Source organism: Geodermatophilus sp. SYSU D00700, from assembly GCF_054050255.1.
On sequence record NZ_JBJGZA010000013.1, the window covers coordinates 84,138 to 110,081 of the forward strand.

General features: G+C 76.5%; 25 protein-coding genes. 12 read left to right on the plus strand and 13 right to left on the minus strand.

Going from position 1 to position 25,944, the window contains the following annotated elements:
• Positions 1-30: 30 nt before the first annotated feature.
• From ACI79V_RS12110 to ACI79V_RS12120, 3 genes are all read right to left on the minus strand, one after another.
• Positions 31-201, minus strand: coding sequence for a hypothetical protein (locus ACI79V_RS12110; protein WP_456875929.1), 171 nt, complete (start codon positions 199-201; stop codon positions 31-33).
• A 70-nt stretch (positions 202-271) separates the two neighbouring features.
• Positions 272-1,069: an IclR family transcriptional regulator domain-containing protein gene (locus ACI79V_RS12115; protein ID WP_456889545.1), complete on the minus strand. Its 798-nt coding sequence runs from the start codon at positions 1,067-1,069 to the stop codon at positions 272-274.
• A 116-nt stretch (positions 1,070-1,185) separates the two neighbouring features.
• A complete protein-coding gene (locus ACI79V_RS12120; protein WP_456889547.1) occupies positions 1,186-2,691 on the minus strand; it encodes an amidohydrolase family protein in 1,506 nt (501 codons plus the stop codon).
• A 223-nt stretch (positions 2,692-2,914) separates the two neighbouring features.
• On the opposite strand from ACI79V_RS12120, the gene ACI79V_RS12125 reads away from it, so the two are divergent.
• The 4 genes from ACI79V_RS12125 to ACI79V_RS12140 are packed head-to-tail and all read left to right on the plus strand — an operon-like array spanning position 2,915 to position 6,838.
• A complete protein-coding gene (locus ACI79V_RS12125) occupies positions 2,915-4,105 on the plus strand; it encodes a CaiB/BaiF CoA transferase family protein (protein WP_456889548.1) in 1,191 nt (396 codons plus the stop codon).
• Entirely contained in the window at positions 4,102-4,914 is an 813-nt protein-coding gene (locus ACI79V_RS12130; protein ID WP_456889549.1) for a citryl-CoA lyase, read from the plus strand. The genes ACI79V_RS12125 and ACI79V_RS12130 overlap by 4 nt, the downstream gene beginning before the upstream one ends.
• Complete coding sequence (locus ACI79V_RS12135) at positions 4,911-6,026, plus strand: zinc-binding dehydrogenase (RefSeq protein ID WP_456889550.1); 1,116 nt, start codon at positions 4,911-4,913, stop codon at positions 6,024-6,026. The genes ACI79V_RS12130 and ACI79V_RS12135 overlap by 4 nt, the downstream gene beginning before the upstream one ends.
• Positions 5,939-6,838 (plus strand): dioxygenase family protein, encoded by a 900-nt coding sequence (locus tag ACI79V_RS12140; protein WP_456889552.1) that lies wholly within the window; start codon positions 5,939-5,941, stop codon positions 6,836-6,838. Before ACI79V_RS12135 ends, ACI79V_RS12140 begins: the two co-directional genes overlap by 88 nt.
• Here the strand turns inward: ACI79V_RS12140 and ACI79V_RS12145 are convergent.
• Positions 6,811-7,206, minus strand: coding sequence for a nuclear transport factor 2 family protein (locus tag ACI79V_RS12145; protein ID WP_456889554.1), 396 nt, complete (start codon positions 7,204-7,206; stop codon positions 6,811-6,813). The two genes, ACI79V_RS12140 and ACI79V_RS12145, sit on opposite strands and share 28 nt — an antisense overlap.
• 38 nt (positions 7,207-7,244) lie before the next feature.
• Positions 7,245-8,279 (minus strand): uroporphyrinogen decarboxylase family protein, encoded by a 1,035-nt coding sequence (locus ACI79V_RS12150; RefSeq protein ID WP_456889556.1) that lies wholly within the window; start codon positions 8,277-8,279, stop codon positions 7,245-7,247.
• Positions 8,280-8,613: 334 nt separating this feature from the next.
• Here ACI79V_RS12150 and ACI79V_RS12155 point away from each other — a divergent pair, with 334 nt between their 5' ends.
• Positions 8,614-10,773: a DEAD/DEAH box helicase gene (locus tag ACI79V_RS12155; RefSeq protein WP_456889559.1), complete on the plus strand. Its 2,160-nt coding sequence runs from the start codon at positions 8,614-8,616 to the stop codon at positions 10,771-10,773.
• Here the strand turns inward: ACI79V_RS12155 and ACI79V_RS12160 are convergent.
• The gene (locus tag ACI79V_RS12160; RefSeq protein WP_456889561.1) at positions 10,756-12,567 is read right to left on the minus strand and encodes a nitroreductase/quinone reductase family protein; all 1,812 of its coding nucleotides are present in this window, start codon (positions 12,565-12,567) and stop codon (positions 10,756-10,758) included. The two genes, ACI79V_RS12155 and ACI79V_RS12160, sit on opposite strands and share 18 nt — an antisense overlap.
• Positions 12,568-12,905: 338 nt before the next feature.
• Between ACI79V_RS12160 and ACI79V_RS12165 the strand changes: the two genes are divergently transcribed.
• From ACI79V_RS12165 to ACI79V_RS12180, 4 genes are all read left to right on the plus strand, one after another.
• On the plus strand, positions 12,906-13,487 hold the full coding sequence (locus ACI79V_RS12165) for a flavodoxin domain-containing protein (RefSeq protein WP_456889564.1): 582 nt from the start codon (positions 12,906-12,908) through the stop codon (positions 13,485-13,487).
• Between the two features lie 88 nt (positions 13,488-13,575).
• Positions 13,576-13,872, plus strand: a complete 297-nt coding sequence (locus tag ACI79V_RS12170; RefSeq protein ID WP_456889566.1) for a hypothetical protein — start codon at positions 13,576-13,578, stop codon at positions 13,870-13,872.
• 229 nt (positions 13,873-14,101) lie between these two features.
• Positions 14,102-14,929 (plus strand): hypothetical protein, encoded by an 828-nt coding sequence (locus tag ACI79V_RS12175; protein ID WP_456889567.1) that lies wholly within the window; start codon positions 14,102-14,104, stop codon positions 14,927-14,929.
• Between the two features lie 68 nt (positions 14,930-14,997).
• Positions 14,998-15,330, plus strand: a complete 333-nt coding sequence (locus ACI79V_RS12180) for a hypothetical protein (protein WP_456889569.1) — start codon at positions 14,998-15,000, stop codon at positions 15,328-15,330.
• Positions 15,331-15,361: 31 nt separating this feature from the next.
• On the opposite strand, the gene ACI79V_RS12185 is transcribed toward ACI79V_RS12180, so the two are convergent.
• From ACI79V_RS12185 to ACI79V_RS12205, 5 genes are all read right to left on the minus strand, one after another.
• Positions 15,362-16,210 (minus strand): tryptophan 2,3-dioxygenase, encoded by an 849-nt coding sequence (locus ACI79V_RS12185; RefSeq protein ID WP_456889570.1) that lies wholly within the window; start codon positions 16,208-16,210, stop codon positions 15,362-15,364.
• A gap of 155 nt (positions 16,211-16,365) precedes the next feature.
• On the minus strand, positions 16,366-18,303 hold the full coding sequence (locus ACI79V_RS12190) for a primary-amine oxidase (RefSeq protein ID WP_456889572.1): 1,938 nt from the start codon (positions 18,301-18,303) through the stop codon (positions 16,366-16,368).
• A gap of 358 nt (positions 18,304-18,661) precedes the next feature.
• Entirely contained in the window at positions 18,662-19,483 is an 822-nt protein-coding gene (locus tag ACI79V_RS12195) for a class I SAM-dependent methyltransferase (protein ID WP_456889574.1), read from the minus strand.
• Positions 19,484-19,738: 255 nt separating this feature from the next.
• Positions 19,739-21,097, minus strand: a complete 1,359-nt coding sequence (locus ACI79V_RS12200) for a circularly permuted type 2 ATP-grasp protein (RefSeq protein WP_456889575.1) — start codon at positions 21,095-21,097, stop codon at positions 19,739-19,741.
• Positions 21,094-21,975: an ATP-grasp domain-containing protein gene (locus ACI79V_RS12205; RefSeq protein ID WP_456889577.1), complete on the minus strand. Its 882-nt coding sequence runs from the start codon at positions 21,973-21,975 to the stop codon at positions 21,094-21,096. Before ACI79V_RS12205 ends, ACI79V_RS12200 begins: the two co-directional genes overlap by 4 nt.
• 116 nt (positions 21,976-22,091) lie before the next feature.
• Here ACI79V_RS12205 and ACI79V_RS12210 point away from each other — a divergent pair, with 116 nt between their 5' ends.
• The gene (locus ACI79V_RS12210; protein WP_456889579.1) at positions 22,092-24,092 is read left to right on the plus strand and encodes a glucuronyl esterase domain-containing protein; all 2,001 of its coding nucleotides are present in this window, start codon (positions 22,092-22,094) and stop codon (positions 24,090-24,092) included.
• Here the strand turns inward: ACI79V_RS12210 and ACI79V_RS12215 are convergent.
• Together ACI79V_RS12215 and ACI79V_RS12220 are read right to left on the minus strand one after the other, a co-directional pair.
• The gene (locus ACI79V_RS12215; RefSeq protein WP_456889583.1) at positions 24,074-24,244 is read right to left on the minus strand and encodes a hypothetical protein; all 171 of its coding nucleotides are present in this window, start codon (positions 24,242-24,244) and stop codon (positions 24,074-24,076) included. The genes ACI79V_RS12210 and ACI79V_RS12215 overlap by 19 nt on opposite strands.
• Before the next feature lie 140 nt (positions 24,245-24,384).
• The gene (locus tag ACI79V_RS12220) at positions 24,385-24,540 is read right to left on the minus strand and encodes a hypothetical protein (protein WP_456889586.1); all 156 of its coding nucleotides are present in this window, start codon (positions 24,538-24,540) and stop codon (positions 24,385-24,387) included.
• 18 nt (positions 24,541-24,558) lie between these two features.
• Here ACI79V_RS12220 and ACI79V_RS12225 point away from each other — a divergent pair, with 18 nt between their 5' ends.
• Entirely contained in the window at positions 24,559-24,735 is a 177-nt protein-coding gene (locus ACI79V_RS12225) for a hypothetical protein (RefSeq protein WP_456889591.1), read from the plus strand.
• Between the two features lie 178 nt (positions 24,736-24,913).
• Positions 24,914-25,944, plus strand: a 1,031-nt coding sequence (locus ACI79V_RS12230; RefSeq protein ID WP_456889593.1) for an AfsR/SARP family transcriptional regulator, incomplete at its 3' end; no start/stop codon positions are given.

Consider the following 25,944-nt stretch of genomic DNA (forward strand, 5'->3'; position numbering starts at 1 on the left):
ATCCTCGGGGAGGCCGCGCTCCCGCCCTGGTCAGGCGGGCTCGGGCACGCCGCCGGGGTCGCCGCCGGGGTCGTCCGGGGTCGGTTCGATCGGCGGGGGCGGCAGCGGCTCGGGGGCGTCGGGGAGCAGTTCCCCCGGGTCGTCGGGCACAGGCTCGTCCGGGTCGATCTCCGGTCCGGGCTCGGGCAGCGGGGCGACCATGCGGGTAGTGAAGCAGCGCACGGCCGCTGTGGCGATGCCTGACCGACCCCGAGGCCCGCCGGCGGCTTCGCTACGCGGTGGCCGAGCCCGCCGGCCGGTGGGGCAGCTGGACGTGCGGCCGGGACTGCCACAGCGCCCACTCGGCGCCGATCTCGCCCGCGGTGCGCAGCAGCAGCGGCAGGTGCTCCCGCAGCAGGTGCTCGGTGGTGGTCTCGGCCGCGTGCACGGTGACGTTCACGGCGGCCTGCACCGCACCGTCCCGGTCCCGGACGGGGACCGCGACCGAGCGCACGCCCGGGGCCAGCTCCTCGTCGGCCAGCGCCCAGCCCTGGGCGCGGATCGTGGTCAGCTCCTCGCGCAGCTCGTCCGGCGTCCGCCCGGTCCGCCCGGGCAGCCCCGACCGGCTCGGCTCGGCCAGCGTCGCGGCGAGCCGGTCCGGGGGCAGGGCGGCCAGCAGGACCTTGCCCTGCGAGGTCAGCACCGCCGGGAACCGGGTGCCGATCTCGACCCGCAGCGCGATCAGCTTGGGCACCGACACCCGGGCGACGTAGACGATGTCGGACCCGTCGAGCTGCGCCATCGACGACGACTCCCCGGTGCGGGCGACCAGCGCCTCCAGGTGCGGGCGGGCGATGTCCCACAGGCCGAGCGCGCTCACGTAGGCCATCCCCAGGGTGAGCACCTTCGGGGTCAGCTCGAACGCCCCGCCGGAGGACCGGACGAACCCCAGCTCCTCGAGGGTGAGCAGCAGCCGGCGGGCGGTGGGCCGGGCGAGCCCGACCGCGGTCGCCACCTCCGTCAGCGACATGCTGCGGTGGTCGGCGTCGAAGCAGGCCAGGACGTCCAGCCCGCGGGCCAGAGCCTCCACGAAGTCCGGTCCCGTGCCGCGCCCCGCCATTGCACATCACTCCCCCCTCGCGAGGATGACACGGGCCGCGGGCGGCGCGGTGCGCCCCGCCGGGGCGCGTCACCGGTCCGGGGCGGTCACCGCCCGAGGACGCGCTCCTCGCCGCCGGCCCGCTTCGACTCGTCCTTGAAGTCGGTGTACTGGTAGGGGTTCTCGAGGATCGACTGCTCGGCCTCCGGCGCCTCCGGGAACATCCCGGCCTCCCAGACCTCCTCGCCGCACTCCGCCTGCAGGTACCCGACCGTGTCCTCGATCTCGCGGCGCACCGCGGCGAGGTCGATCCCGACCAGCCTGCCGTCGTACTTCACCACCCGGCCGTCGACGACGACGGTGTGCACGTCGCCGCGCTGGGCCTGGAACACCACGTGGCCGACCGGGTTGAGCAGCGGGAAGGAGACGGGGGAGTCGTCGTTCTTGACGAGGACCAGGTCGGCCTTCTTGCCGGCCTCGACGCTGCCCAGGTCGCGGTCGCGGCCGATGGTGTGCGCCCCGCCGCGGGTGCACCACTCCAGGACCGTCGCCGCCCGCAGCCGCAGGTGGGTGATGGTCTCGCCCCGGAGGTGCGCGGTCAGGTGCTCGGCCATGCGGTCGGCGTTGAGCGTGGCGCGCATGGCGGAGAACATGTCGCCGCTCCACCAGACGCTGGTGTCCATCGACAGCGACACCGGGATGCCGTACTGCAGCACCTGCTCGGTGGGCGCGTGACCCTGGCCGGCGCTGCACTCGGACTCGGTCGCCACCGAGATCGACCCGCCGGTGGCCGCGATCCGCTGGTAGCTGTCGCGGGTCAGCGTCGAGGCGTGCACGTACGTCGTCTCCGGGGTCATGAACCCGCCGTCGTACATCTGCTGGATGCCGGTGTCGCTGGTCGCGCCCCACACACCGGCGTGCGTGGTGACCGGGATGCCGAGGTCGCGGGCCACCTCGAACGCCGCCCGCTCCGGGAAGGCGGGGTCGCCGGTGACGTCGAACGCCATCTGCACGCCCATCCGGTCGTCGCCGGCGTCGCGCAGCCGCTCGAGGATCGAGCGGACGGCCGGGTCGGCGCTCCACTCCCACGGGCCGGCCTGGATGTTGCCGTAGGCCAGGACGAACCGGCCGGGCACCGACCGGAGCGCCTCGATCGCGGCCTCGGCGTGGTCGGTGGTGTGCAGGTTGTGCGACCAGTCGACCGTGGTGGTGACGCCGGCGTCGAGCGACTCGATCGCCGCGAGCCGGTTGCCCGCCGCGATGTCCTGCGGCCGGAACCTCCGGCCGTGCTCGAGGTAGTACCAGACGAAGTACTGGGTGAGCGTCCAGTCGGCGCCGTAGCCGCGCATCGCCGTCTGCCACATGTGCCGGTGGGTGTCGATCATGCCCGGCATGACGATGCCGCCCGAGGCGTCGACCTCGGCGGTGCCCTCGGGGACGTCCAGCCGGTGTCCCACCGCGGCGATCCGGTCGTCGACGACGAGCACGTCGGTGTCCCGCAGGACCGTCGCGGCGTCGTCCACCGTCAGGACGGTGCCGCCGCGGAACACGAGCGGACGGCCGGCCACGGGGACACCGGCCCCGTCGCCGCTGGCAGCACCGGACATGCTCATCGTCTCCTCCTCGGACGGTGGGGGGCGACCGGACCGCTGTCCGTCTGGCGGCCACCGGTCCGGGCGGCGTCACTCTGGTGTGATACCGACCACGTGTCAAGGTCGGGCGGCGGCCCGTGACGGAGGGCCACAGCCCGTTGACAGGGCCGGTCGTGGCCCGCAGACTCCGGCCCGGACGCACGTCCGCATCGCGGAGTCCCCGGACGAGAGGCGAGCCCGACCGATGACGTCGAGACCCCCCGACCCGGCGCCCCGCGGGCCGCTCGCGGGCCTCCTCGTGGCCGACTTCTCGCGGGTCCTCGCCGGCCCCTACGCCACGATGCTGCTGGCCGACCTCGGCGCCGAGGTGGTCAAGGTCGAGGGGCCGCGCGGGGACGACACCCGCACCTGGCAGCCCCCGGTCCGGGACGGCGTGTCGACCTACTACCTCGGCGTCAACCGCAACAAGCGCTCGGTCGCCCTGGACCTGAAGGACCCCGGCGACGCCGCCCTCGCGCGGGAGCTGGCGCGGCGGGCCGACGTGCTCGTGGAGAACTTCAAGCCCGGCGGACTGGCCCGCTTCGGCCTCGACCACGCCAGCGTCGCGGCGGAGAACCCGCGGGTCGTCTACGCGTCCATCAGCGGGTTCGGCAGCGCGCCGGGGGGACGGTCGCTGCCGGGCTACGACCTCATCGTGCAGGCCATCTCGGGGTTCATGAGCCTGACCGGCGACCCCGAGGGGGAGCCGTACCGGGCCGGCGTGGCGCTCTTCGACGTCATGGCCGGTCTGCACGCCACGATCGGGGTGCTCGCGGCGCTCAACCACCGCCACGAGACGGGGGAGGGCCAGCACGTGGAGGTGAACCTGCTGTCGTCGGCCCTGTCGGGCCTGGTGAACCAGACGAGCGCGTTCGTCGCGGGCGGGGTCGTCCCCTTCCGCATGGGCAACAGCCACCCCAGCCTGTTCCCCTACGAGCCCCTGCCCTGCGCCGACGGGGAGCTCATCGTCACGGCGGGCAACGACGGCCAGTTCCGCCGGCTCTGCGAGGTGCTCGGGGTCCCCGGGCTCGTCGACGACCCGCGGTTCGCCCGCAACGAGGACCGGACGGCCAACCGCGACCAGCTCCGCCCGCTGCTGGTCGAGCGGCTGCGCACCCGCTCGAAGGCGGACTGGTTCCGCGACATCATCGGCGCGGGGGTGCCGTGCGGACCGATCAACACCATCGACCAGGGCGTGGCCTTCGCCGAGGAGATCGGCCTCGATCCGGTGGTCAGCGCCGGGGAGGGCGCGGCCGCCGTCCCCTCGGTGCGCAACCCGATCACCTTCTCGGCGACCGCGGCGGAGTACCGGCTGCCACCGCCGGCCCTCGACGAGCACGGCGCGGAGATCCGCCGGTGGCTGGCGGAGCCCGCCGGTGAGGAGGCATCGGCATGAGCGGTGACGGGCTCTGGTTCCCGACGTCCCTCGGGACGTCGACCGCCGACGAGATCCGGCTGCTCGGCCGGGACCTCACCACCGAGCTCATGGGCCGGGTCGGCTTCGGCGAGCTGGCGTTCTGGCTGCTGAGCACCCGCCGTCCCACGCCGGCCGAGACCCGCGTGTTCGAGGCGGTGCTCGTCGCCCTCGCCGACCACGGCTTCACGCCCACCGCGATCGCCACCCGGCTGACCTACCTGTCGGCGCCGGACTCCCTGCAGGGGGCGCTGGCCGCCGGGCTGCTGGGCGGCGGCTCCCGGTTCCTCGGCGTCACCGAGGACTGCGGGGTCTTCCTCCACACGGTCCTCGAGGCGCAGGACGGGCCGCTGCCCACCGACGACGACGGCTGGGACGCGCTGGCGCTGGAGGCGGTGCGGGCCACGCGGGCGGCCGGCCGCCTCGTTCCCGGCCTCGGCCACCCGGTGCACAAGGTGCACGACCCGCGCACCGCGGTGCTCGTCCGCATCGCGGAGGAGGAGGGGCTGCGGGGGCCGCACCTGCGCCTGTTCGAGGCGGTCGGCCGGGTGCACGAGCAGGTCCTCGGCCGGCGGCTGCCGCTCAACGGCGCCGGGGTCTGCGGCGCCGCCCTCGCCGACCTGGGCCTGCCGGTCGAGATGCTGCGCGGCGTCGCCCTCCTGGCCCGCGCGGCCGGCCTGCTCGGGCACATCGCCGAGGAGCGCCGCCGGCCGATCGGCATGGACGCCTACCTCGCGGTCGACCGCAACGCGGTCTACGTCGACCCCGGCGACCGGGAGCCGCCGGCGTGAACGCGGCGGTCCTCACCCAGCCCGGCGGCACCCCCGCGTACGCCGAGCACCCCGACCCGGTGCCGGCGGCCGGGCAGACGCTGGTCGCGGTGACCGCGGCGCCGATCGTCCCGCTCGACCAGCTGTGCGCGTCGGGCGCCTCGTACTTCGGGCGCCCGGCCACCCCCTACGTCCCCGGCGTGCAGGGCGTCGGCGTGGTGCGGCGCTCGGCGGTGCTGGCCGAGGGCACCCGCGTGTTCGTCTCGACCACCGCCGGGATGCGGCCGGGGGACGGCAGCCTCGCCGAGGAGTGCGTCGTCCCCGACGAGGACGTCGTGCCGATCGACGCGGACGTCGACGACGCCGCGCTCGCCGCCCTGGGGATGTCCGGGGTCGCGGCCTGGGTGGTGCTCACCGAGCGGGCCCGGCTGCGGGCCGGCGAGACCGTGCTCGTCCTCGGCGGCGGGGGAGCGGTCGGGCAGGCCGCGGTCGGCACGGCCAGGCTGCTCGGCGCCGGCCGGGTGGTCGCGGTGGCCCGGTCGCCGGAGGCGCGGGAGCGGGCCCGCCGGGCCGGCGCCAACGAGGTGCTCGCGCCGGGCGGCGACGTCGACGAGCTGACCGCCCGGCTGCGCGACGCCCTCGGGGCCGGGGCCGACGTCGTGGTCGACCCGGTGTTCGGCACGGCCGCGACCGCCGCCGCGCGGGTGCTGGCCGTCCGCGGGCGGCTGGTCAACCTCGGCGGGTCCGGTGGCGACGTCGCGCAGTTCTCCTCGGCCGAGCTGCGCAGCCGGTCGGCGTCGGTGCTCGGCTACACCAACAACCACCTGACCGCCGACGAGCGCCGCGACGCCGTCACCGCGGTGGCCGGCCACGCGGCGGCCGGCCGGCTCGCCGTCGCCCACGAGGTGCTCCCGCTCGCGCGGGTCGCCGAGGCCTGGGACCGGCAGGCGTCCGGGCAGGCGGGCGTGCGGCTGGTCATGACGCCCTTAACCACCCACCGCGCGGACGGCGCCCGCCGCCCGCGGTCCCCGAGGAGGAGGCGACCGTGCAGCTGGTCACCGAGGAGAACATCACCGACCTGGCCGTGGAGCGCTGGGCCACGGCCAGGGACCCCCGCACGGCCGAGCTCCTGACGGCGCTCGTGCGGCACCTGCACGCCTTCGCCCGCGAGGTCCGGCTGACCGAGGCGGAGTGGATGGCGGCGGTGCAGTGGCTGACCCGCACCGGGCAGATCAGCGACGCCAAGCGCGAGGAGTTCATCCTCGCCTCCGACGTGCTCGGCCTGTCGATGCTGGTCGTCCAGATGAACCACCGGCTCGACCCCCGGGCCACGCCGGCCACGGTGCTCGGCCCGTTCCACGTCGAGGGATCGCCGGAGCTCGGGTACGGCGCCGACATGTCCCAGGGCCTGCCCGGCACGCCGCTGTTCGTCTCCGGCGTGGTCACCGACCTCGACGGCGCGCCCGTGCCGGGGGCGGTGCTCGACGTCTGGCAGGCCGACAACGAGGGGCTCTACGAGTCGCAGCACGCCGACGTCGACGAGGCCCGGCTGCGCGCGAAGTACCGGACCCGCGAGGACGGCAGCTACTGCCTGCGCACCGTCGCGCCCCTGGGCTACACGATCCCGATGGACGGGCCGGTGGGGGAGCTCATCGCGCGGACGGAGATCAGCCACTTCCGGCCGGCGCACGTGCACTTCCTGCTGGACGTGCCCGGCTACGAGCCGTTGATCACCCACCTGTTCCAGGAGGGCGCGCAGTACCTCGACAGCGACGTCGTGTTCGGCACCAAGGCCGAGCTGGTCGTCCGGTTCGAGGAGCGGGAGCCCGGAGAGACCCCGGACGGCGGCACCTCGGCCGAGCCGTGGCTCGAGGCCCGGTACGACTTCGTGCTCCAGCCGACGGCGCGGGCCGGGGCTCAGGCCGGCAGCGGCGTCGGCGCGTAGGCCAGCAGCCGCCACCGCCCCGAGGCCCGCGTCCACACGGCGAGGGCCAGGTTGTCGATCGTCTTGGGCACGCCGTCGACGTCGAGGTCCGCGGTCATCCGGCCGACGACGAGCGCGCTGTCGCCGACGACGGCCACCCGCTCCACCGGGTGGTCGATGCGGCGGTAGACGTAGTAGCCCGAGCGCACCTTGCCCAGGTACTCGTCCTTGGTGTCCCGGGCGCCGCTGGAGTGGGCGTAGCTCAGCTCGTCGGCGCAGAGGTCCGCGAGCACCGCCAGGTCGGCGTCCTGCATGGCCCGGTAGCGGCGGTCCTCGGCGGCCAGCACCGCGCGCACGTCCTCGGGGTCGCCGACCCGGCCCTCCGCCACGGGGCGATCATGCCCCGTGCCGCGGGCCGCTGCCGCTCTCAGAGCTCGGCGCGCAGCAGCGCCGCCGCCTGCGCGAGGGCGCGCATCTTCCCGGCGGCCGACGCCCGCGGGAGGTACTTGAGCCCGCAGTCGCTGGAGAGCACGAGCCGGTCCACGTCGACGTGGTCCAGCGCGCGCCGCACCCGCTCGGCGACCGTCTCCGGGGTCTCCACCTCGGGGGTCGACAGGTCGAGGACGCCGAGCGCGATCCCCTTGCCCCGCAGCGGCCGCAGGGTCGCGGGGTCCAGCCGCGACTGCGCCGTCTCGACCGAGATCGTGTCGGCCGGGGTGTCGGCCAGCTCGGGCAGGAAGGAGTAGCCCGCCGGCCGCTCGGAGACCATCGCCGCGTAGCCGAAGCACAGGTGCACGTGCACCGGGCCGGCGGCGCCGGCCACGGCCCGGGTCACCGCCTCCGCGCCGAAACGGCGGGCCACCTCGGGACGCGCCTGCAGCCACGGCTCGTCCACCTGGACGACGTCGGCGCCGGCGGCGAACAGGTCGGCGATCTCCTGGCGGACGACGTCGGCGTAGGCCATCGCCAGCGCCCGGTCGTCGCGGTAGTGCTCGTCCTGCGACTGCTGCGCCATCGTGAACGGCCCGGGCACGGTGATCTTGGCCGCGCGGTCGGTGTGCGCGCGGAGGAACCGGACGTCGTCCACCTGGACCGGGGACGGCCGGTGGATCTCGCCGGTCACCCGGGGCACCGGGATCTCGATCCCCGACCGGTTGCGCACCGTGCCGGGCGGGTCGAGCTCGAGGCCGCCGAGCGCCGTCGCGAAGTGGTTGGAGTAGGACTCCCGGCGGATCTCGCCGTCGGTGACCACGTCCAGCCCGGCCTCCTCCTGGGCCCGCACGGCCGCCAGCGTGGCGTCGTCCTGGGCCTCCTGGAGGTGCTGCGGCGGGATGCGCCACAGCTCCCGGGCGCGCACCCGCGGGGGGAACCGGTGTCCCAGCCGCTCCCGGTCGATGAGCCAGTCGGGCTGGGGCAGGCTGCCGACGATCATCGTCGGCAGCGGGGGCAGCGGTGCCGGCATCCGGTCCTCCCGGGGCGTCTGGGTGCGACCATCGTCTCCGCGCGCCCGGGAGCCGACCACACCGGTTCCTCCTCCGGGATGGCACAGTGGGGGGAAGCAGTGCGCCGTCGCAGGCGTTGACCCCGGCGAGGTGCCGACCACCGGGCCGCAGCGGGTCGTCCGGCGACGTCCCCCGTGCCGTGGTCGCCCGCTTCGTCCACGCGTCGATCCCCGGGGGATCCGCGGACCGGCGACCGGGGCACCGGGTCCCGTCGCCGGGACGCCCCCGCCGGCACCGGCGGGACCGTGCAGCGTGCTGCCGGGCACCCGTGCCCGGCAGCCAGAGGAGGAGTCCGTGGCCCGACCAGGCCGGCGCCAGACCGCCGCCCGCCGATCCACCCCGCGCGACCAGCGCCGGGGACGGCAGCGCGGCGACGTCGTCGCCGAACTCGCCCGGACCGTCCGCGAGGTGGAGGCGGCCGCCCGGCGCGGCCGCGTGACGCCCTCGGTGCGGGCGACGTTCCAGGCCGTCGCCCTGGTGCTGCGCGACCAGCGGGCCCGCGTCCGGGCGGCCGACCTCAGCGAGAGCCGGCGGGCCGAGCAGCTCAAGCGGCTGGACGGCATCGCGACCATCCTCGCCACGACCGCCGTCCGCGACACCGGGCTGCTGGCGCTGCTGGCCGACGACGCCGTCGTCTCCGACGAGGCGCGGGCGCTGTCCCGGGAGCTGCTCGAGGCCGCCGGGATCGAGCCCGCCCCCGAGGAGGCCCCGCCGGCGGAGCCCGCCGCGGCGCCCGCCCCGCCCGAGCGCCGCGTGGTGCCGCAGTCGGTGGTCTCCCGGCAGCTGGCCAACCCCTTCCTCGCGCCCGACTTCTCCGCCGTCCCGTCGCGCCCGGTCCGGCCCCGGCGGCTGGCCGGCTGGGAGCTGACCGGCCCGCTGCTGAACTCCTTCGAGCGCGCCGGCGACGGCAACGCGGCGGTCATGGACCTGCCCGTCCCGACGTCGCGCCGCGGGCCCGCCGGCCTCGAGCTGATGCCGCACCAGGCCCGGCTGGTCGCCGCGGCCGCGGCCGGCCACCGCACCTTCCTGCTCGCCGACGAGCCCGGTCTCGGCAAGACGGCGCAGGCGCTGCTCGCCGCCGAGGCGGCCGACGCCTACCCGCTGCTCGTGGTCGTGCCGAACGTCGTCAAGACCAACTGGGCGCGCGAGGCCGGACGCTGGACCCCCGGGCACCCGGCCACCGTGGTCCAGGGCGACGGCGACGCGGTCGACGGCTTCGCCGACATCGTCGTCGTCAACTACGAGGTGCTCGACCGCCACGTGGGCTGGCTCGGCGACTTCGGGTTCCGCGGGATGGTCATCGACGAGGCGCACTTCATCAAGAACAAGACCTCGCAGCGGTCGCAGCACGTCCTCGGGCTGTCCGAGCGCATCCGGTCGCGCACCGCGCAGCCCCTGCTCATGGCCCTCACCGGCACGCCGCTGATCAACGACATCGACGACTTCCGGGCCATCTGGCAGTTCCTCGGCTGGATCGACGAGTCAGGGCCGCGCGGTGAGCTCCTGGAGGCGCTCGAGGAGACCGGCCTGACGCCGGCCGACCCCGGCTTCTACGCCGCCGCCCGCCGGTGCGTCGTCGACCGGGGGATCGTGCGGCGCCGCAAGGTCGACGTCGCCGCCGACATCCCCGCCCGCCGGATCGCCGACCTGCCCGTCGAGCTCGACGGGCCGGCCGGCCGGTCGGTCCGGGCGGCGGAGGAGGAGCTGGCCCGCCGGATGGTGGCGCGCTACGAGACCGCGCTGGCCAACCGCGCGGCCGGTGTCGGGGAGCTCGACGGCGGCATCGACCGGGAGCTGGTGCGCCGGGTGGCCCGGGCGGAGCTGAAGGACGCGAGCACCGGCACGGGCGAGAACGTGTTCGGCATGATGCGGCGCATCGGCCGGGCGAAGGCCGGCCTCGCCGCCGACTACGCGGCCCAGCTGGCCCGCAGCGCGGGCAAGGTCGTCTTCTTCGCCAAGCACGTCGACGTCATGGACGCCGCCGAGGAGACCCTCGCGCGGCAGGGGGTCCGGTACTCGTCCATCCGCGGTGACCAGACGCCCTCGGCGCGGCAGAGGCAGATCGACGCCTTCGTCAACGACCCCGGCGTCGCCGTCGCGGTCTGCTCGCTGACCGCCGCCGGCGTGGGCCTGAACCTGCAGGTCGCGTCGAACGTCGTGCTCGCCGAGCTGTCGTGGACCGACGCGGAGCAGACCCAGGCCATCGACCGCAGCCACCGGATCGGCCAGACCGAGCCGGTCACCGCGTGGCGGGTCATCGCCGCGCAGACCCTCGACGCCCGCATCGCCGAGCTGATCGACAGCAAGGCCGGGCTGGCCGCGCGGGCGCTCGACGGGTCGGACGAGGAGGTCACCTCGTCGGCCGACGTCCAGCTCGAGACGCTCGTCGCCCTGCTGACCGACGCGCTGACCGCGGCGTCGCGGCTGGACGCGGGCTCACTGACCGGCACCTGACCGGCGTCGGGCGGGCGGCGCGTCCGGCCGGGCCGCGGAGCCGGCGCCCGGCACCACGCGGAAGACGGGGAACCGGTCGGCGACGGCGGCGATCTCGTCGACGGCGAGGTCGGGTCCGACGCCGAAGAACGCCCGCGCCTCGCGGGCGACCGCCGCGGTGCCCGGTCGTCGTCCCGCCCGCAGCACGTAGGAGCGGATCACCGGAGCGCGGTCCCCGACGGGCACCTCGGCCAGCGTCACCGCCCGGCGCCGCCCGCCGCGGGCCAGCACGACCCGGCCCCCGGCCGCCCGCACGTTGCGCACCCACTCCGAGTCGCCGGTGAGGGAGACCAGGTGGCCGGCACCGTGGTGCTCGGCCCGGACCAGGGTGGTGCGCCGGACCACCCCGCTGCGGCGGCCGGGCACCTCGAGGGTGACCACGTAGCCCGGACTGACCCCGAGGGCGGTCAGCACGTGTCCCAGCCACTGCAGCCGCGCGTACCACCGGGGTGGCGGCCGGTAGCGGTGCGCCCGGGGGTCGCCGAGCGGCACGACGAGGCGGTCGATCCTCCGCCGGGGGCCGTCGCGGGCGTCGAGGGCGAACGCGCGCAGGGCCTCCGCGGTCCCGACCCTGAGCGGGTACCCGTGTCCGGGCAGCAGCACCCGGGGCTCGAGCGCGGCCAGCGCCGCGATCGAGCGCAGCGCCGTCGGCCGGTCCCAGGTCGTGTACCAGGGCGGCCCGGCGAGCCGCTGCCGGCCCGAGAGCGCACCGGCGACCGAGTCCAGGTCCACGGTCACCAGCGCGTCGCCGGAGACCAGGACGCCGTCGCCCCGGCGCAGGAACGCGACGGAGCCGGGCGTGTGCCCGGGCGCGGCGATCCACTCCCAGTCGGGCAGCCCGGGGACGACGCCGTCGGGGTCGAGGGGCCGGGCGACGTCGGTGATGTCCCCGGCCGCCTCGATGCGGGCCCGCGCGCGGGCCGGCAGCAGGCGCACGACCGGCACGACCACCCAGTGGTCCAGCGGCATGTCGAACTCGGGCAGGTACCTCCCGGCGGCCATGGGCAGCTCGTCCGGGTGGAGGTACACCGGCACCCGCCAGGCACGGGCGAGGTCGCCCGCTCCGGCGGAGTGGTCGGGGTGGACGTGGGTGAGCAGGATCGCCGTCGGACGCGCGCCGGGGCCGAACAGCGACTCCGCCGCCTGCCGGACGGCCTCCGCGTCGCCGGCCCAGCCGGTGTCGACGAGCACCCACGAGTCGCCGGAGCGGACCAGGTAGGCGTTCGAGGCGAGCACCCCGGGGCCGAGCGCGACGGCGTGCACGTCGCGGGCGACCTCTGCCGGTCCCCGCCGTCCGGGCGGGGGAGGCCACCGGTCCGGCGTCTGTTCCAGGTACTGCCCGAGGCGGGCCCACACCCGCCGCTCGAGCCGGGCCCCGCCGGCACCCAGCAGCGGAGCCGCCGCACGCCAGGCCCCGCGCGGCCGGATGTCCCAGGACCAGCGGGCCCGGGTGCCGCCATCCACCGGGTCGAACGTCTCCTCCCCGTCGACGTCCATGGCCGCCATCCGGATCCGGAAGGCCAGCCGGTGCGGCCGCTCGTAGCCGGTCAGCTCGGTCGTCGTCTCGCCGCGCCGGCCCAGGCCGGCGACGGTCTGACGGAACCGTGTGCCGACCCCGATCGGGCCGGGGGTGGTCTTCTCGGCCCGCAGGACGCGCGGGTTGTAGCGGGGCTCGTTGCGGGGATCGGCGAGGACGTCGAACACCTCGTCCGGCGGGCGGGCGATGCTCACCTCGCCGCCGATCCGGATCACCACGGCTCCGCCGGCACGGGCCGCCCGCTCATCGGTCCGGTGCAGGTCACCGCGCACCCCCTCCGCCCGGCAGCGGGACCGGGCCCCGCCGGACTGTCGTCAGGTACCGGAGCGTGTCCGGTCGGCGCGGGGGCCGGCAGGAGTCCTGGGGCACACCCGGGTCGGACCATCGTCCCGCTCTCCGGCGCTCCCCTCGTCGGGCTGGACCGGACGGCTCACCGGGCCGTGGCCTTCGCCCCTACGCCGGGCGCGCCGCACGCCGGACCCTGCAACGCAGGGAGCCGTCGCGACCGCGACGGTCCCGCCGACCGGACGTCCTGGGTGCAGAGGTGGTGGCCGTCATGGCGAGGATCTACGTCCCCTACTCGACCGGGGAGGGGCAGACGGCGAGGATCGCGGACTACATCGCCGACGTGCTGCGGGCCCACGGGCACCAGGCGGACACCGCCGACATCAGGCGGTCCGAGGCTGCTGTGCCCGACGGGTACGACGGGGTGATCGTGGGGGCCTCGGTCCACATGGGGAAGCACGACGGCCACGCCGTCGACTACGTGCGGGAGAACCGGGCCGCGCTCGAACGGCTGCCGTCGGCGCTGTTCTCCGTCAGCCTCGCCGCGCACGGGGACCCCGAGGAGGCCCAGGGCTACGTCGAGGAGTTCGAGCGCGGGACGGGCTGGCGCCCGGCGAGGATCGCCCTCTTCGGCGGCGCCCTGCTCTACACGCAGTACGGGTTCCTCAAGCGGCACCTGATGAAGAAGATCGCGAGCGAGAAGCCCGGCCACCTCGGTACGGACGTCTCCCGCGACTACGTGTGCACGGAGTGGGACGGCGTCCGGCGGTTCGCCGAGGACTTCCTGGCGGACCTGACGTCCGGCGGGGTCGGGCGGGGTCCGGCGGACGTGCCCGCGGGCCGGGTGACCTGAGCCGGGGACCGCCCGGATCGCCTCTCGGCCCGACGGACGTCCCGCATCCCCCGCGGCCGAGAGCCTGCTCAGGCCAGGGACCGCGCCGATGGCCCTCGCGGGTGCCGATCCGCGTCGCGGCGCCGTCGCCCGCCTCGAGAGCGGCCTGCGCCGGTACGCCACCGGGCGCCTCGAGCGGGAGGTCGGCCGGCTGACCGCGAGGGGCAGTCGCGTCCGCGTCCTCGCCCCGACGCCGCAGGACCTCACCGCCATCGGCCCGGACGTCATGGACGCCGGGCGTCGGTGTGCGGTGTTCGACACGGCGTTCACGACCACCGCGGCCGGGCTCGACCCGCGGTCGCACGCCGGCGGTCACCCGGCAGCGACCTCCCGGGCGACCCTCTGAGCGCACGGCGGACGGTGCGGGAGCCGGCCACCGTCAGCCGTTCCGTGCAGATCGCCGCGCCGGAAGTCGCCCGGGACACGGGTCAGGGTCCCTACGCTCCTGCCATGGGCAACATCGGCAAGGAAGTCCGCCGGATCGAGGTCCTGCCCGTGCCCGGGCCGACCCCCGAACCGGCCGCGCCGGAGCGACCTGAGCCGCACCGGGAACCGTCTCCCTCGAGGTAGCCGCGGTGGACCCCTACGGCGGCTTCGAGCCGCAGGTGGGTCAGATCAGGGCACTGCGCACCTTCCGGATCGGTCCGGACGGCGTCCTGTACCCCCTGTTCTCGGCCGGTCCCTGGCACGACGGTGTCAACACCGCGCGCTGCCTGAAGCAGGACCGCCCACCGCACCCCAGCCCCGACCCGGAGTGCACCTGCGGGTTCTACGCCTTCGGCGGGGAGCAGTGGGTCGGTGACCACCCGCGCAGCCGCCACGTCCTCGCGGTGGTCTCCTGCTGGGGGCACGTCATCGCCGGGACCCGCGGGCTGCGCGCCGAGCACTGCCGGATCGAGGCCCTGTGGTTGTCGGCGGCCGTGCCGGAGGAGCTCGCCGAGCGGGTCCGCCGGAACCACCCCTCGGTCGCCGTCCACCGGGACCGGTCCCGGATGCTGGCCGAGCACCCGCCGACCGAGCTGGAGTGCTACGAGCCGGCCGGCCCGGGGAGCGGCCACCGCGCCGGCCGGCTGTGGTGGTCGGTGGCGATCGGGGCGGCCGTGCTGGGCGTCCTCCCCGCCCAGTGGCTGGGCGGCGCGCAGAGCGCCGCGCTGCTGACCATCGTCCTGGGGACCGCCTTCGCCGTGGCGGCGCTGCCCCTCGCGGGGCGGGGCCGCGACGCCCGCAGCTCCGGCCGGCGGCTGCTCTGCCTGGCGACCTCGGTCTGGCTCTTCGCCGCCTTCCTGGGGCCGCTCGGCCTGGTGTTCGTGCGGCTGCCGCTGCTGCAGGCCGCGTCGATCGCCGGCCTCCAGCACCTGTGCGTGCTCGTCGAGGGCCGGCGCATCCCGGCCCAGATCCCCTGACCGCAGGTCCTCCGGCGGGGCGCCGAACCCGGTTGCCGGGAGGCGGGGTGCCCTGGGAGCGTCGCGGCATGCCGCCCGGGGACGTGGCCCCGCTGTACGAGCCGTTCCTGGCCACCGCGGAGGCCGTGGCCAGGGAGCGGCCCGAGGTCGACCCCGAGGCGGCGCGCGAGGTGTTCACCGAGGCCGCGACCCTGCTCCACGACGGCCTGGCCCTCGACGGGCTGGACGACCACGACGCGCGGGCCGTCGTCGCCGGGCTGTGCGCCGACCTGGTCGCCGGGGACCCGGGTGCCTCGGTGCGCGCGCGGGCGCGGGCGGTGGCCTCGGACCCCGGGGACCTGCACGACCCGGAGGGCGTGGCCGCGGCCTACCTGGCCGCCGCGGCCGTCCTGCAGCTGTGACCGCCGGGCCGGGGACGGTCCCGCGCGCGGTTCAGGCGCCGATCCGGGTCCGCACCGCGTAGAGCTCCGGGAAGAAGGTCAGGTCCAGCGCGCGGCGGAGGAAGTCCACACCCGAGCTCCCGCCGGTGCCGGTCTTGAAGCCGATCGTCCGCTGCACGGTCCGCAGGTGGCGGAAGCGCCACAGCTGGACGGCGTCCTCGAGGTCGACGAGGTCCTCGCAGGTCGCGTACTCGGCCCAGTGCGTGTCGGTGTCCTCGTAGACCGCCTGGAAGACCGGCAGCAGCGACTCCTCCTGCACCCACGCCCGGCGCACGTCCCGGTGCAGGACGTGCTCGGGGACCGGGTGGCCGGCGCGCGCCAGGAAGCGCAGGAAGGCGTCGTAGACCGTCGGGGTGTCGAGCAGGTCGGCCAGCATGGCGTGCGCGTGCGGCCGGGACTCGAACACCGCCAGCATGCGCCCGTTCTTGTTGCCGAGGACGAACTCGACGGCGCGGTACTGGTAGGACTGGAAGCCCGAGGCGTTGCCCAGGACGCCCCGGAACTGCGTGTACTCGCTGGGCGTGAGGGTCGCGAGGACCGACCACTGGTCGGTGATGGTGCGGAAGACGTGCTTGACCCGGGCCAGGCCCTTGCGTGCGCGGCGGACGTCGTCGGCGTCGAGGTGGGAGCGGACCGCGCGCAGCTCGTGCAGCGCGAGCTTCAGCCACAGCTCGGTGGTCTGGTGCTGGATGACGAACAGGAGTTCGTCGTGGTGGTCGCTGATCGGGTGCTGCGCGGACAGCAGCTCGTCGAGGCCGAGGTAGCTCCCGTAGTCCATCCGCCCGCTGAAGTCCGTCGCCACACCCGCTTCGATCTCGCGGACGCCGTCCTCGATCGCCATGACGCCTCCCTCTCCGGTCCGGACGCTAGCCCGGTCCGGAGCGGGAGGCGTCCGGGGTCAGCGCCGCAGCGCCGAGGCCACCGCGAGTCCGGCGGCCGCCCGGCCGAGGGCGGGCACCCCCGGCCGGGCGGCGACGGCAGCCGTCGGAACGGTCGTCACGCGCCGTGGCCGCCCTCGCCGGCGCAGTGCGACGACGCCGACCCGGGCACCCCGAGCGCCGGGTTGCGGTCGAAGAAGCCGACCGGCTTGAGGGTGAAGCCCGAGTAGTCGGTCGGCATGACCGGCCAGTCCTCCGGGCGCGGGAAGTGGGTCAGCCCGAAGGTGTGCCACAGGACGACGTCGGTGTCCTCGAGGGAGGCGTCGTCGGCGACGAAGGACGGCAGCCCGCCCTCGCCGGGGTGCTGGTTGACGAAGTCGCCGGCCGGATAGCGCTCGGCCGGGTCGTACTCGGTGACCCACAGGCTCCGGGTCGAGAACGTGGCCCGCGCGTGGATCGAGGACCGCTCGTCGGCGAGCAGCACCGGCGCGTTCAGCGGGTGCAGTGCGTACCCCACCGGCTGGCCGAGCCGGTTGGTCTTGGACGGGTTGACCACGTGCCAGGTGCGCCCGACCGTGGCGTCGGTGAGCCGCTGGGCCTCCGACTCCCGGGTCAGCGGGGTGAGCCGGCGGGTGAAGGCGTTGCCGTAGGGGTTGGTGTCCTCGTCCATCGGGAGCCGGACGGCGTCCACCTCGTGGACGGTGTTGCCGGACCCGTCGGCCGCGTCCACCGCCATGTCCAGCCGGGCGGAGAACAGGTGCTGGTGGAACGGCGCCCCCAGCCCCGGGGCGACCTCGGTGGCGTAGGGGTGCTCCTCCCCGCGGTAGGACGAGGTGAACACGATGCCGGTGGCCTTGCTCTCCAGCTGGATGGTGCCGTCGGTGTAGAGGTACCAGTAGAAGCCGTAGTCGTAGTTGCCGATGGTCGTGAAGAAGCTGATCACCAGGCGGCGGGAGCGGCGGGTCTCGGCCATCCCGTTGAACAGGTCGGTGTGCTTCCAGCCGACGCCGTAGTCCTCCTCGTGCAGGCAGATCGCGTTGCGGATGGTCCGCGGTGCGCCGTCCTCGTCGGCCAGGGTGGCGTCGAGGTGGTGGATCTCCCCGAGACAGTCGCAGCCGAGCTCCAGGGAGTTGGTGTACCGGGCGAAGAGGTACTCGCCGACGTCGAAGTAGTTCTGCCAGAACCGCACGGGGGAGGGGTCGGCGTAGGGCACGACCATCTCCGCGATCGAGGCGCGGTGCACGACCGAGCGGCCGTCGACGGACAGCTGGTGGAGCACGAGGCCCTCGCGGGCGTCGAAGCCGACCCGGAACTCCCAGCCGGCCCAGCGCACGACGTCGTCGTCGACGGTGAAGCTCGGGCCCTCGGGCTGGGTGATCTCGATCGGCTTGAGGTCGCGCACCGGGGAGGGGTGGGTCGCCTGGTCGAGGTCGGCGCGCTCGGCGGGGACCGGCAGGTCGTAGTGGTCGTGCACGGCGGTGGTGATGCCGCGGGTGACGTCGACGTAGGCGACGACGCCGTCGACCGGGTGCGCCCACGGCAGGTCGGACTCGTCGGCCTGGTGGAAGCCGAGCACCCGCACGATCCGGTGACCGAACTCGTCGGGGAAGTAGGACCCGGCCGACAGCGGCACCGCGCGGACCTCCGCGACGTCGAGGCCGCGCTCGGCCATCGCCGCGACCCAGCGCTCGTCCGCGGCGAGGATCGGCTCGATCGCCTCGAACTCGGCGTCGAGGATCGGCACCTGCCCGTCGGCGATGCCGTCGATCTCGCGGTCCTCGACGACGGTGCCGCCGCTGATCGACACGACCAGGTCGCGGCCGTTGCCGGTGGCGCGGTCGAGCAGCAGCGCGCGGACCCGCCGCTCGACCGGCTCGCCGGGGCGCCAGGCCAGGACGTCGCGCTTGTGGGGCTCCTCCAGCCCGACGTAGACGAACGTGCTGCTCTCCATCACCAGGCCCGCGTCGCGGACGATCGCGGTCGCGGCGGTGATCTCCTCGGCGGTCAGCCGGGACAACGGGTGGGTGACGGCGGTGCTGGGGGCGGTGAGGGTCATCTGGGTCCTCCGGTGCGACGGGACGGGCGGGGTCGGACGGCGCGGCCGCGTCGGCGGAGGTGGCCGGGGTCTGCGTCCCCCGGAGTGGTGCGGCGGGGAGCCGGTGTCGCGGGGGCTCGTCGGCACGGTCGAGGGCGGATCCGGGGCTGTGGCCATGGCGGCCTCCGGGGCGTGCGGCTCCGGGCGGCCGAGAGGATCGGCGCACCCCGAGCCTGACCTGTGGCGGCATGACCGCCGTCACACGCCCGCCATCTTGGCGCACGGCTGCCGGCGCGCCGAACGGGGCACGAACCGGCCCCGTCGGCGGGCCGGGAGCGCCGCCGCGGTCCCTCGCCGAGCAGGGAGCGGACCCGAGTCGTCAGAAGCGGTAGTGCAGGACGATCGTCCCCCTGCGGGACCAGGCCGTGCTGTGCGACGACAGCCGGTAGTACGTGCGCAGCAGCGGTGGGAACAGGGCGACCTCGGGTTCCCTGCTGAGCAGGATCTCCCGGACCAGGTGCAGGCGCGGGTTCCAGCGTTCGAACTCGTGCGGGTCGTCGATGCCCGGGAACCTGAGGAGCCCGGAGACGGCCTTGGTGCCGGGTACGTGCCGGGTCGCCCAGACCGCGAAGCGGGAGTAGCTGTTGAAGGCGATCTCCCCGGAGGGGAAGTGGCCGACCAGCCGGTCGAGCAGGGCGGACACCTCCGCCCCGTCGAGGAACCCCATCAGACCGTCGGCGACGACCACGGCCGGCCGGTCGGAGGGGACGGCGTCGAGCCAGCCCTCGTCCCGCACGTCCGCCGCGATGACACGGGTCTGCGCGCGCGAGGGGAGCGCGGACTCCCGGAAGGCGGCCACGGCGGGGAGGTCGACGTCGTACCAGTCGACCGTCGCCGGCGGGGCGATCCGCGCCCACCGGGTGTCCAGGCCGGCGCCCAGGTCGAGCCCGACGCCGTCGGGGTGGCGAGCCAGGAACCCCGCCGCCACCTCGTCCATGCGCTTGGCGCGGAGTGCGCAGGTGCTGACCAGGTTGGCGTCGATGCGCCGCCGGCCGACGTCGTGGTCGAGCCCCCGGACGACCTCGTCGGCGAGGGTGTCCCCCAGGATCGGGTGCGGGGAGCGGCTGTCGAGTGCCCGGGAGTCGAGCGTCACGAACAGGCTGTCCTCCAGCGGCGTGAAGGCCGGCAGCGTGGTGCCCATCGGCGTGGCCTCTCGTGGAGTGGTGCACGGCCTGGCGAGGGCCGCCGGGGTGCCGGTCGGGCACGGCACCGGAACCGCGCCCGCGGTCACCGGACCCGGCCCGTCGACGACGCGTGCCCTGGGGCACCGGCGGTCCGCGGCCGCGATCGCGGGCAGCGGCGGCCCTGCCGATCTGGCCCCCGTACCAGCCAGCCAAGCACCGCGGGGGCGAGCCGTTCCAGGGCACTTCGACCCTCGGTCGGAGCGCCGTCCTCCTCAGCCGACCACCCAGGTGTCCTTGCCGCCGCCGCCCTGCGAGGCGTTGACCACCAGCTCGCCCTCCGTCAGGGACACCCGGGTGAAGCCGCCCGCCAGCACGACCGTCTCGTCGTCGGCGCAGAACGCGTACGGCCGGTAGTCCACGTGCCGCGGCACGAGCGCGCCGTCGACGACCGTGGGGTGGGTCGACAGCGCCACCGGCTCCTGGGCGATCCACTCCCCGGGATCGGCCAGGACGGCGGCGCGGGCGCGCTCGAGCCGGTCGGCGTCCGCCCGCGGGCCGATGAGCACCCCGTGCCCGCCCGAGCCGGACCGCGGCTTGAGCACCAGCTCGGGCAGCCGGTCGAGGACCTCCCGGCACACGGCCGGGTCGCCGAGGTCGTAGGCCGGCTGCGAGCGCAGCCGTGGGTCCTCGCCGAGGAAGAAGCGGACCAGGTCCTCGACGTAGGGGAAGGTGCGCTTGTCGTCGGCGACGCCGGTGCCGAAGGCGTTGACCACGGTCACCGTGCCGGCCCGCAGGGGGCGCAGCAGCAGCTCGCCGAGCTCGTTGGGCCGGCCGTCGTCGCCGGTCAGCCGCTCCTCGCTGGTGCGCCGCCAGAGCAGGTCCACCCGGCGACCGTCGGGCAGCAGGAGGTCCTCGCCGCGCAGGGTCAGCTGCGCGGGCAGCACGACCGGCGCGCCGGCCATCTCCCCGAGCCGGTCGATCTCCCAGGCCACCGCGCTGCGCGGCCCGTCCCCGAGCACGGCCACGACCGGGTCGGGGACGTCGGTGGCGGCGGCGAGCATCCGCCGCACCGCCGCGACGGCGGCCTCCCGCACCGGCGCCGGTCCCGGCTGCACGCCCAAGCGGGGGGCCACGAGGTCGCGCGCGGCCAGGGCGTAGGCCAGCAGCGTCGGCGTCCGCACGTTGTCCTCCAGGACGACGAGCCGGCCGTCGGCACCGCGGACGAGGTCGGGGCCGGCCATGCCGATCCAGCGCCGCGGCGGCGGCAGGCCCGGCGTCCGGTGGCGGTTGGTGTCGAGCACCGCGGCCGGCACGACGCCGGCGCGGACCGCCTCGCGCGGGCCGTGCGCGTCGGCGACGAAGGCCTCCAGCGCCCGGAGCCGCTGGGTGAGGCCGGCAGCCAGCTCCTGCCACTCGGCCCGCTCCAGCACCCGCGGCACCGGGTCGACCGTGAACGGGTGGGACTCCCCGGCGGGCCCGTGCTCCAGGCCGAGGTCGGCGGCCGCGCGGGCGACGTCCGCGGCCAGCGCGCCGGGGCCGTACGCGCGGACGGCGGCCAGCGCCGCCGCCGCGTGCGCCCGGTCGCCGCCACCGGGCAGCAGTGCCTCGTCGAGCCCGCCCTCGGGGCTCACGCGGCCGCCGCCGCGCGCTCCGCGGCCGCGCGCTCCGCGACGGCCAGGGCGGCGCGGGCCACCCACCGTCCCTGCTGCGGGTCGGTGACGTCGAAGCCGAAGGGCGCGTTGGCCTCCAGCGCGAGCAGCCGGCCGCCCGGCTCGACCAGCAGGTCGACGCCCATCAGGCCCCCGCCGAGCGCGGCGACCACCCGCCGTGCCAGCTGCGCCATCTCCGGCGGCGCCTCGTACACCCGCGGGTACACCGTCCCGTGGGTGACCAGCGCGCCCGCCTCCCGGGACTTCTCGTAGACGAGGGAGGTGGTGGTGGGCGTGGCGAAGACCCGCGCGCACGCCGGCTCGGCGATCCACTCCTGCAGCAGCGACGCACCGCGCCGGTGGCCGCCGGCCGCCTCGTGCTCCCGCCAGCCGGCCTCCACCTCGCGGGCGGCGTCGAGGTCGCCGACCAGCTCGACGTAGCGGGCGCCGTCGCCGAGGGAGGGCTTGAGCACCATCTGCCGCCCGGGCATCGGCCACTCCCGGACCCTCGCCAGGTCCCACGCGGCCGGCTGCGGCACGCCGGCGGCCGCCCACACCGCGTGGGTCACCAGCTTGTCGGCCGAGGCGACCAGCGAGGTGACGGGGTTGAGCAGGGGCACGCCGGCCGCCTCGAGCAGCGTGGCCAGGGCGAAGGTGGGTGCGTAGGCCACCACCTCCTCGACCAGCACGTGCGCGATCGCCAGGTCGTAGCGGCCCGGTGGCGGGCCGGTGACCGGCCAGTCGTCCGGGATCCGGGCCAGCCGCTCGACCTCGGCGCCCTGCTCCTCCAGCGCCCGCACCCAGGCGGCCGCGTAGCCGGCGTCCTCGTACCAGTCCTCGTCGGTGATCACCAGCAGCACGCGCACAGCGCCCCTGTGCCCGCGCTCCGTCCCCGGCGAACCACCCGCCCGCCGCAGCACGGACGCAACACGCGGGACACCCCGGCGGACACGTCCCGGTCCTACCGTGCGGGCGCATGACGCAGGTGGTGCCCGACCGGCCCAGCGCCCGGCGGTCGGCCGCGGCGCGCCGGCGGCGCTACACCGCCGAGCTGGCCGGGGTGCTGCCGCCCAGCGGGCCCTTCGAGGCGTGGCTCGCGGCCGGCGGCGGCCTGGCGCCGGACTTCGCCCGGCTGCCGGCGCGCACCGGCCTGTGGTCGCCGGTCGAGGGCCTGCCCGCCGGCCCCGCGGGACCGGGTGGGTGGCCGGCCCGGCGCGCGGTGCTGCGCGCCCGCTGGCGCCGCTGGCTGACCGGGGACCTCCCGCCCGCGCCCGGCCGCACGGCCGTCCGCGTGGACCGCGTGCGGACGGCGGGCGGCGTGGCGGTCCGGGAGCTCACGGTCGGCGGGTCCACGGCCGGCGCGGGCTGGTCGGTGCGGGCGCGGCTGCTGCTGCCGGTGCCCGCGGCCGGCGTGCGCCGCGACGTCCCGGTCTACCTCCTGCAGTCCAGCCACGGGCCCTGGGCGGAGGCGGCGCTGGCCCGCGGGTGGGGCGCCTGCCTGGTGTCGGCCGCGGACGGCGACGACGACACCGAGGCCGTCGAGCATGTCTTCCCCTCGGTCGTCGCCGGCCGGCTGGCCTGGCGGGCGTGGGCGCTGTCCCGCGTCCTCGACGCGCTGGCGGACCAGCCGGGGGTGGACGCCCGCCGGGTGCTGGTCGGCGGGCACAGCCGCAACGGCAAGACCGCGCTGCTGGCCGCCGCCTTCGACGACCGCTTCGCCGGCGTGGTGTCCAGTTCCAGCGGCGTCCTCGGCGCCATCCCCGCCCGGCTGTGCACCGACCGGCACTTCGGCGAGGGCGTGGAGCTGCTCACCCGGCACTACCCGGGCTGGTACCACCCGCGGCTGCGCTGGTTCGCCGGGCGGGAGCACCGGCTGCCCACCGATGCCCACGAGCTGCTCGCGCTGGCCGCGCCGCGGCCGGTGCTGGTGTCGGTGGCGGTCGAGGACCCGGTCGAGCGCGTCCCGGCCGCCCGCGCCGCCGTCGACGCCGCGCGGGAGGCCTGGGCCCTGCTCGGCCGCGGCGACGCCCTGGAGCTGGCGCTGCGCCCGGGCGGGCACCGGGCCGACGAGACCGCGGTGGCCGGCCAGCTGGACTGGGCGCAGTCGGTGCTCGGCGGCCCGCCGCGCCGTCCCGGGCGGGCGCCGGCGCAGGCGGCCCCGGTCCCGTGGCCGGCCGACCGCCTGCGCCCGGGGCCGCGGCCGGTCCGCGGTGCGGAGCTGCGCGCCGCCGTCCGCGCCGCGCTGGGCCCGGCCCGGACCGCCGCCGGCGTCGCGGGGGAGGGGGAGCTGCGGACCCCCGACGGCGTGCCGGTCACCGTGCTGCGCCCGCCGGGCGGGGGCGACGGCCGCGGGCTGGTGCACTGGCTCGGCCCGCCGTGCGCGGCGACCGGCTGGCGGGCCGGGTACGAGCAGGCCGAGCCGCTGCCGGCGCTCCTGGCCGCGGCCGGCTGGGCGGTCGCCTGCCACGACCCGGTCGGCAGCGGCCCTCGGCACGCCGAGCGGCCCGGGCCGGGTTCCTCGCCGCTGGGCCGGATGACCGCCGACGCGGCCGCGGTGGCCGCCGTCGCGGCGGCGGCCACCGGGCACGACCGGGCCTGGGTCGCCGCCTACGGCACCGGGGCGCTGGTGGCACTGCACCTGGCCGCCCTGGGCACCGGACCCGGGGACGTGCCGCCGGCCGGGATGGTGCTGGCCGCGCCCACCTGCGGGGAGCCGCTGCTGCGGGCCCGGCCGGGGTACACGCTGGCCGACCTGCTCACCGCGACGGCGGCCCTCCCGGCGGTGGTGCTGGACCCGGCCTGGGACCCCGAGGCGCCGCCCGGCGCGGTGGCCGCCGCGTGCCGGGCCGCCGGGGTGCCGCGGGTGCCGCTCGCCGACTGGCACCGGCTCTCCGCCGCCACCCGGTCGGCGATGGTCGACTGGCTGGACGCGCACGGCCCCCCCGTGAGCTCCGACCCTCAGGCCTCCGCCGGGTAGCACCCCGGGCGCGGCTCGCCGGGCTCGCAGATCGCCGGGTCGGCACCTCCCGCCGGGCGGTCCACCGGCGACGCCAGCAGGACGGCCGCCGTGAGCGCGGCCACCACCAGCACGGCGGCGATCAGCAGGTGCAGCGTCCGGGTCGCGGTCACGGCGTCCTCCCGGGTCCGGTGGCGGGACCCTGTCCCACCGGTGCTCACCAGGCTCGTGGGCGGCCGCAGAGGAGTCGCAGAGGCCGAGGACGGCGGGGGCCGCTCGGACTCGGCGACGGCTCTGCGCCGCGGCAGGAGGCTCACGCCATGAGCATCCGCCGCATCGCCGTCGTCCTGCTGTCCGCCGTCCTCCTCTCGGGAGCCGGGGCCGGAGCCGCCCAGGCCGGTCCCAGCCGGCCGCCGGTGACGTCGTCGTGGCCGGTGTTGCCTCCCGGTGAGATCCGCTGGACCGGCACGACCACCGGGAGGCCGCCGTGCGCCGCCGGGTCCGCGTCGTCCTGGTCGCCGCGATGGCCGTCGCCACCGTCGGCGCTGCCGGCCCGCAACCGGAGCAGGCGAAGGTCGACACCAAGCCGCTGGAGGACCGCGTCGTCGTGCACGCGAGCGGGGACGTGGTCGAGCGTGTTCCGCCCGATCCCGGCGGCCGTTAGCCTCGGCCTCTCGTGCAGAGCAGTTGCACAGGTCGGGCCGGGCACTGCGCAGCCGTGGCGTCGGACACTCGCGCGGTGGTGCCGTTCCCGGGTCCGCGGTCCGGGGGAGCCGCCGGTGGCACACGAGGCACGGCCATCTGGAGCAGCGCCGGCTGCAGCGGGACCGGTCGACCTGCAGGTGCGCATCCTGGGTCCGCTGGAGGTCGTCCGGGACGGACGGGTCGTCCGGCTGGGCGGCCGGCGACCCCAGGCGGTCCTCGCGGTCCTCGCGGTGCACGCCGGCCGGGTCGTTCCCCACGAGCAGCTCATCGAGGCCGCCTGGGACGGTCGGCCACCGCGCACCGCGCCGGCGGTCCTCCGCACCTACGTCGCGCAGCTGCGGGCGGTCATCGAGCCCGACGTCCGGAGCCCGGACGACGCCCGTGGTGCCGCGGGCCCTGACCACTGGCGCGTCCTGCTGACCCAGGGCCCGGGGTACGTCCTGCGGACCGGCGCGGGACAGGTCGACGCCGAGCGGTTCGGGCACCTGGTCGAGCAGGGCCGGCGCGCCCTGGCGGCGGGGGCTCATGCCGAGGCGGCCGACCTGCTGGGCGAGGCGCTGGCGCTGTGGCGGGGACCGGTACTGGTGGGCCTGGCCGAGCTGGAGGCCCTCGGCGCGTACGCCCGCCGCCTGGACGAGGACCGATGGCAGGCCGTCGAGGACCGGATCGAGGCCGATCTGGCCTGTGGCCGGCACGCGTCCCTGGTCGGGGAGCTCCAGGACCTGGTCGAGCAGGAGCCGCTGCGGGAACGGCTGTGCGGCCAGCTGATGCGGGCCCTGTACCGCTCGGGGCGGCAGGTGTCGGCGCTCTCGACCTACCAGGCGCTCCGCGAGCGCCTGGCCGACGAACTCGGCGTCGACCCGGCCGCCGAGCTGCAGCGCCTGCACCGGGCGGTCCTCCGGCACGACCCGGCCCTCGCCCCGCCCCGGGCCCCCGGCCGGGGGGGGGGGGGGGGCGGGGGGGGGGGGGGGGGGGGGGGGGGGGGGGGGGGGGGGGGGGGGGGGGGGGGGGCGGGCGCGGGGGGGGGCGGCGCGGCGGCGCGGGGCCCGGCGGAGCGGGCCGCCCCCCCCCCCCCCCCCCCCCCCCCGCGCCGCCCCCCCCCCCGCCGCGGTGCCCGGTCGTCGTCCCGCCCGCAGCACGTAGGAGCGGATCACCGGAGCGCGGTCCC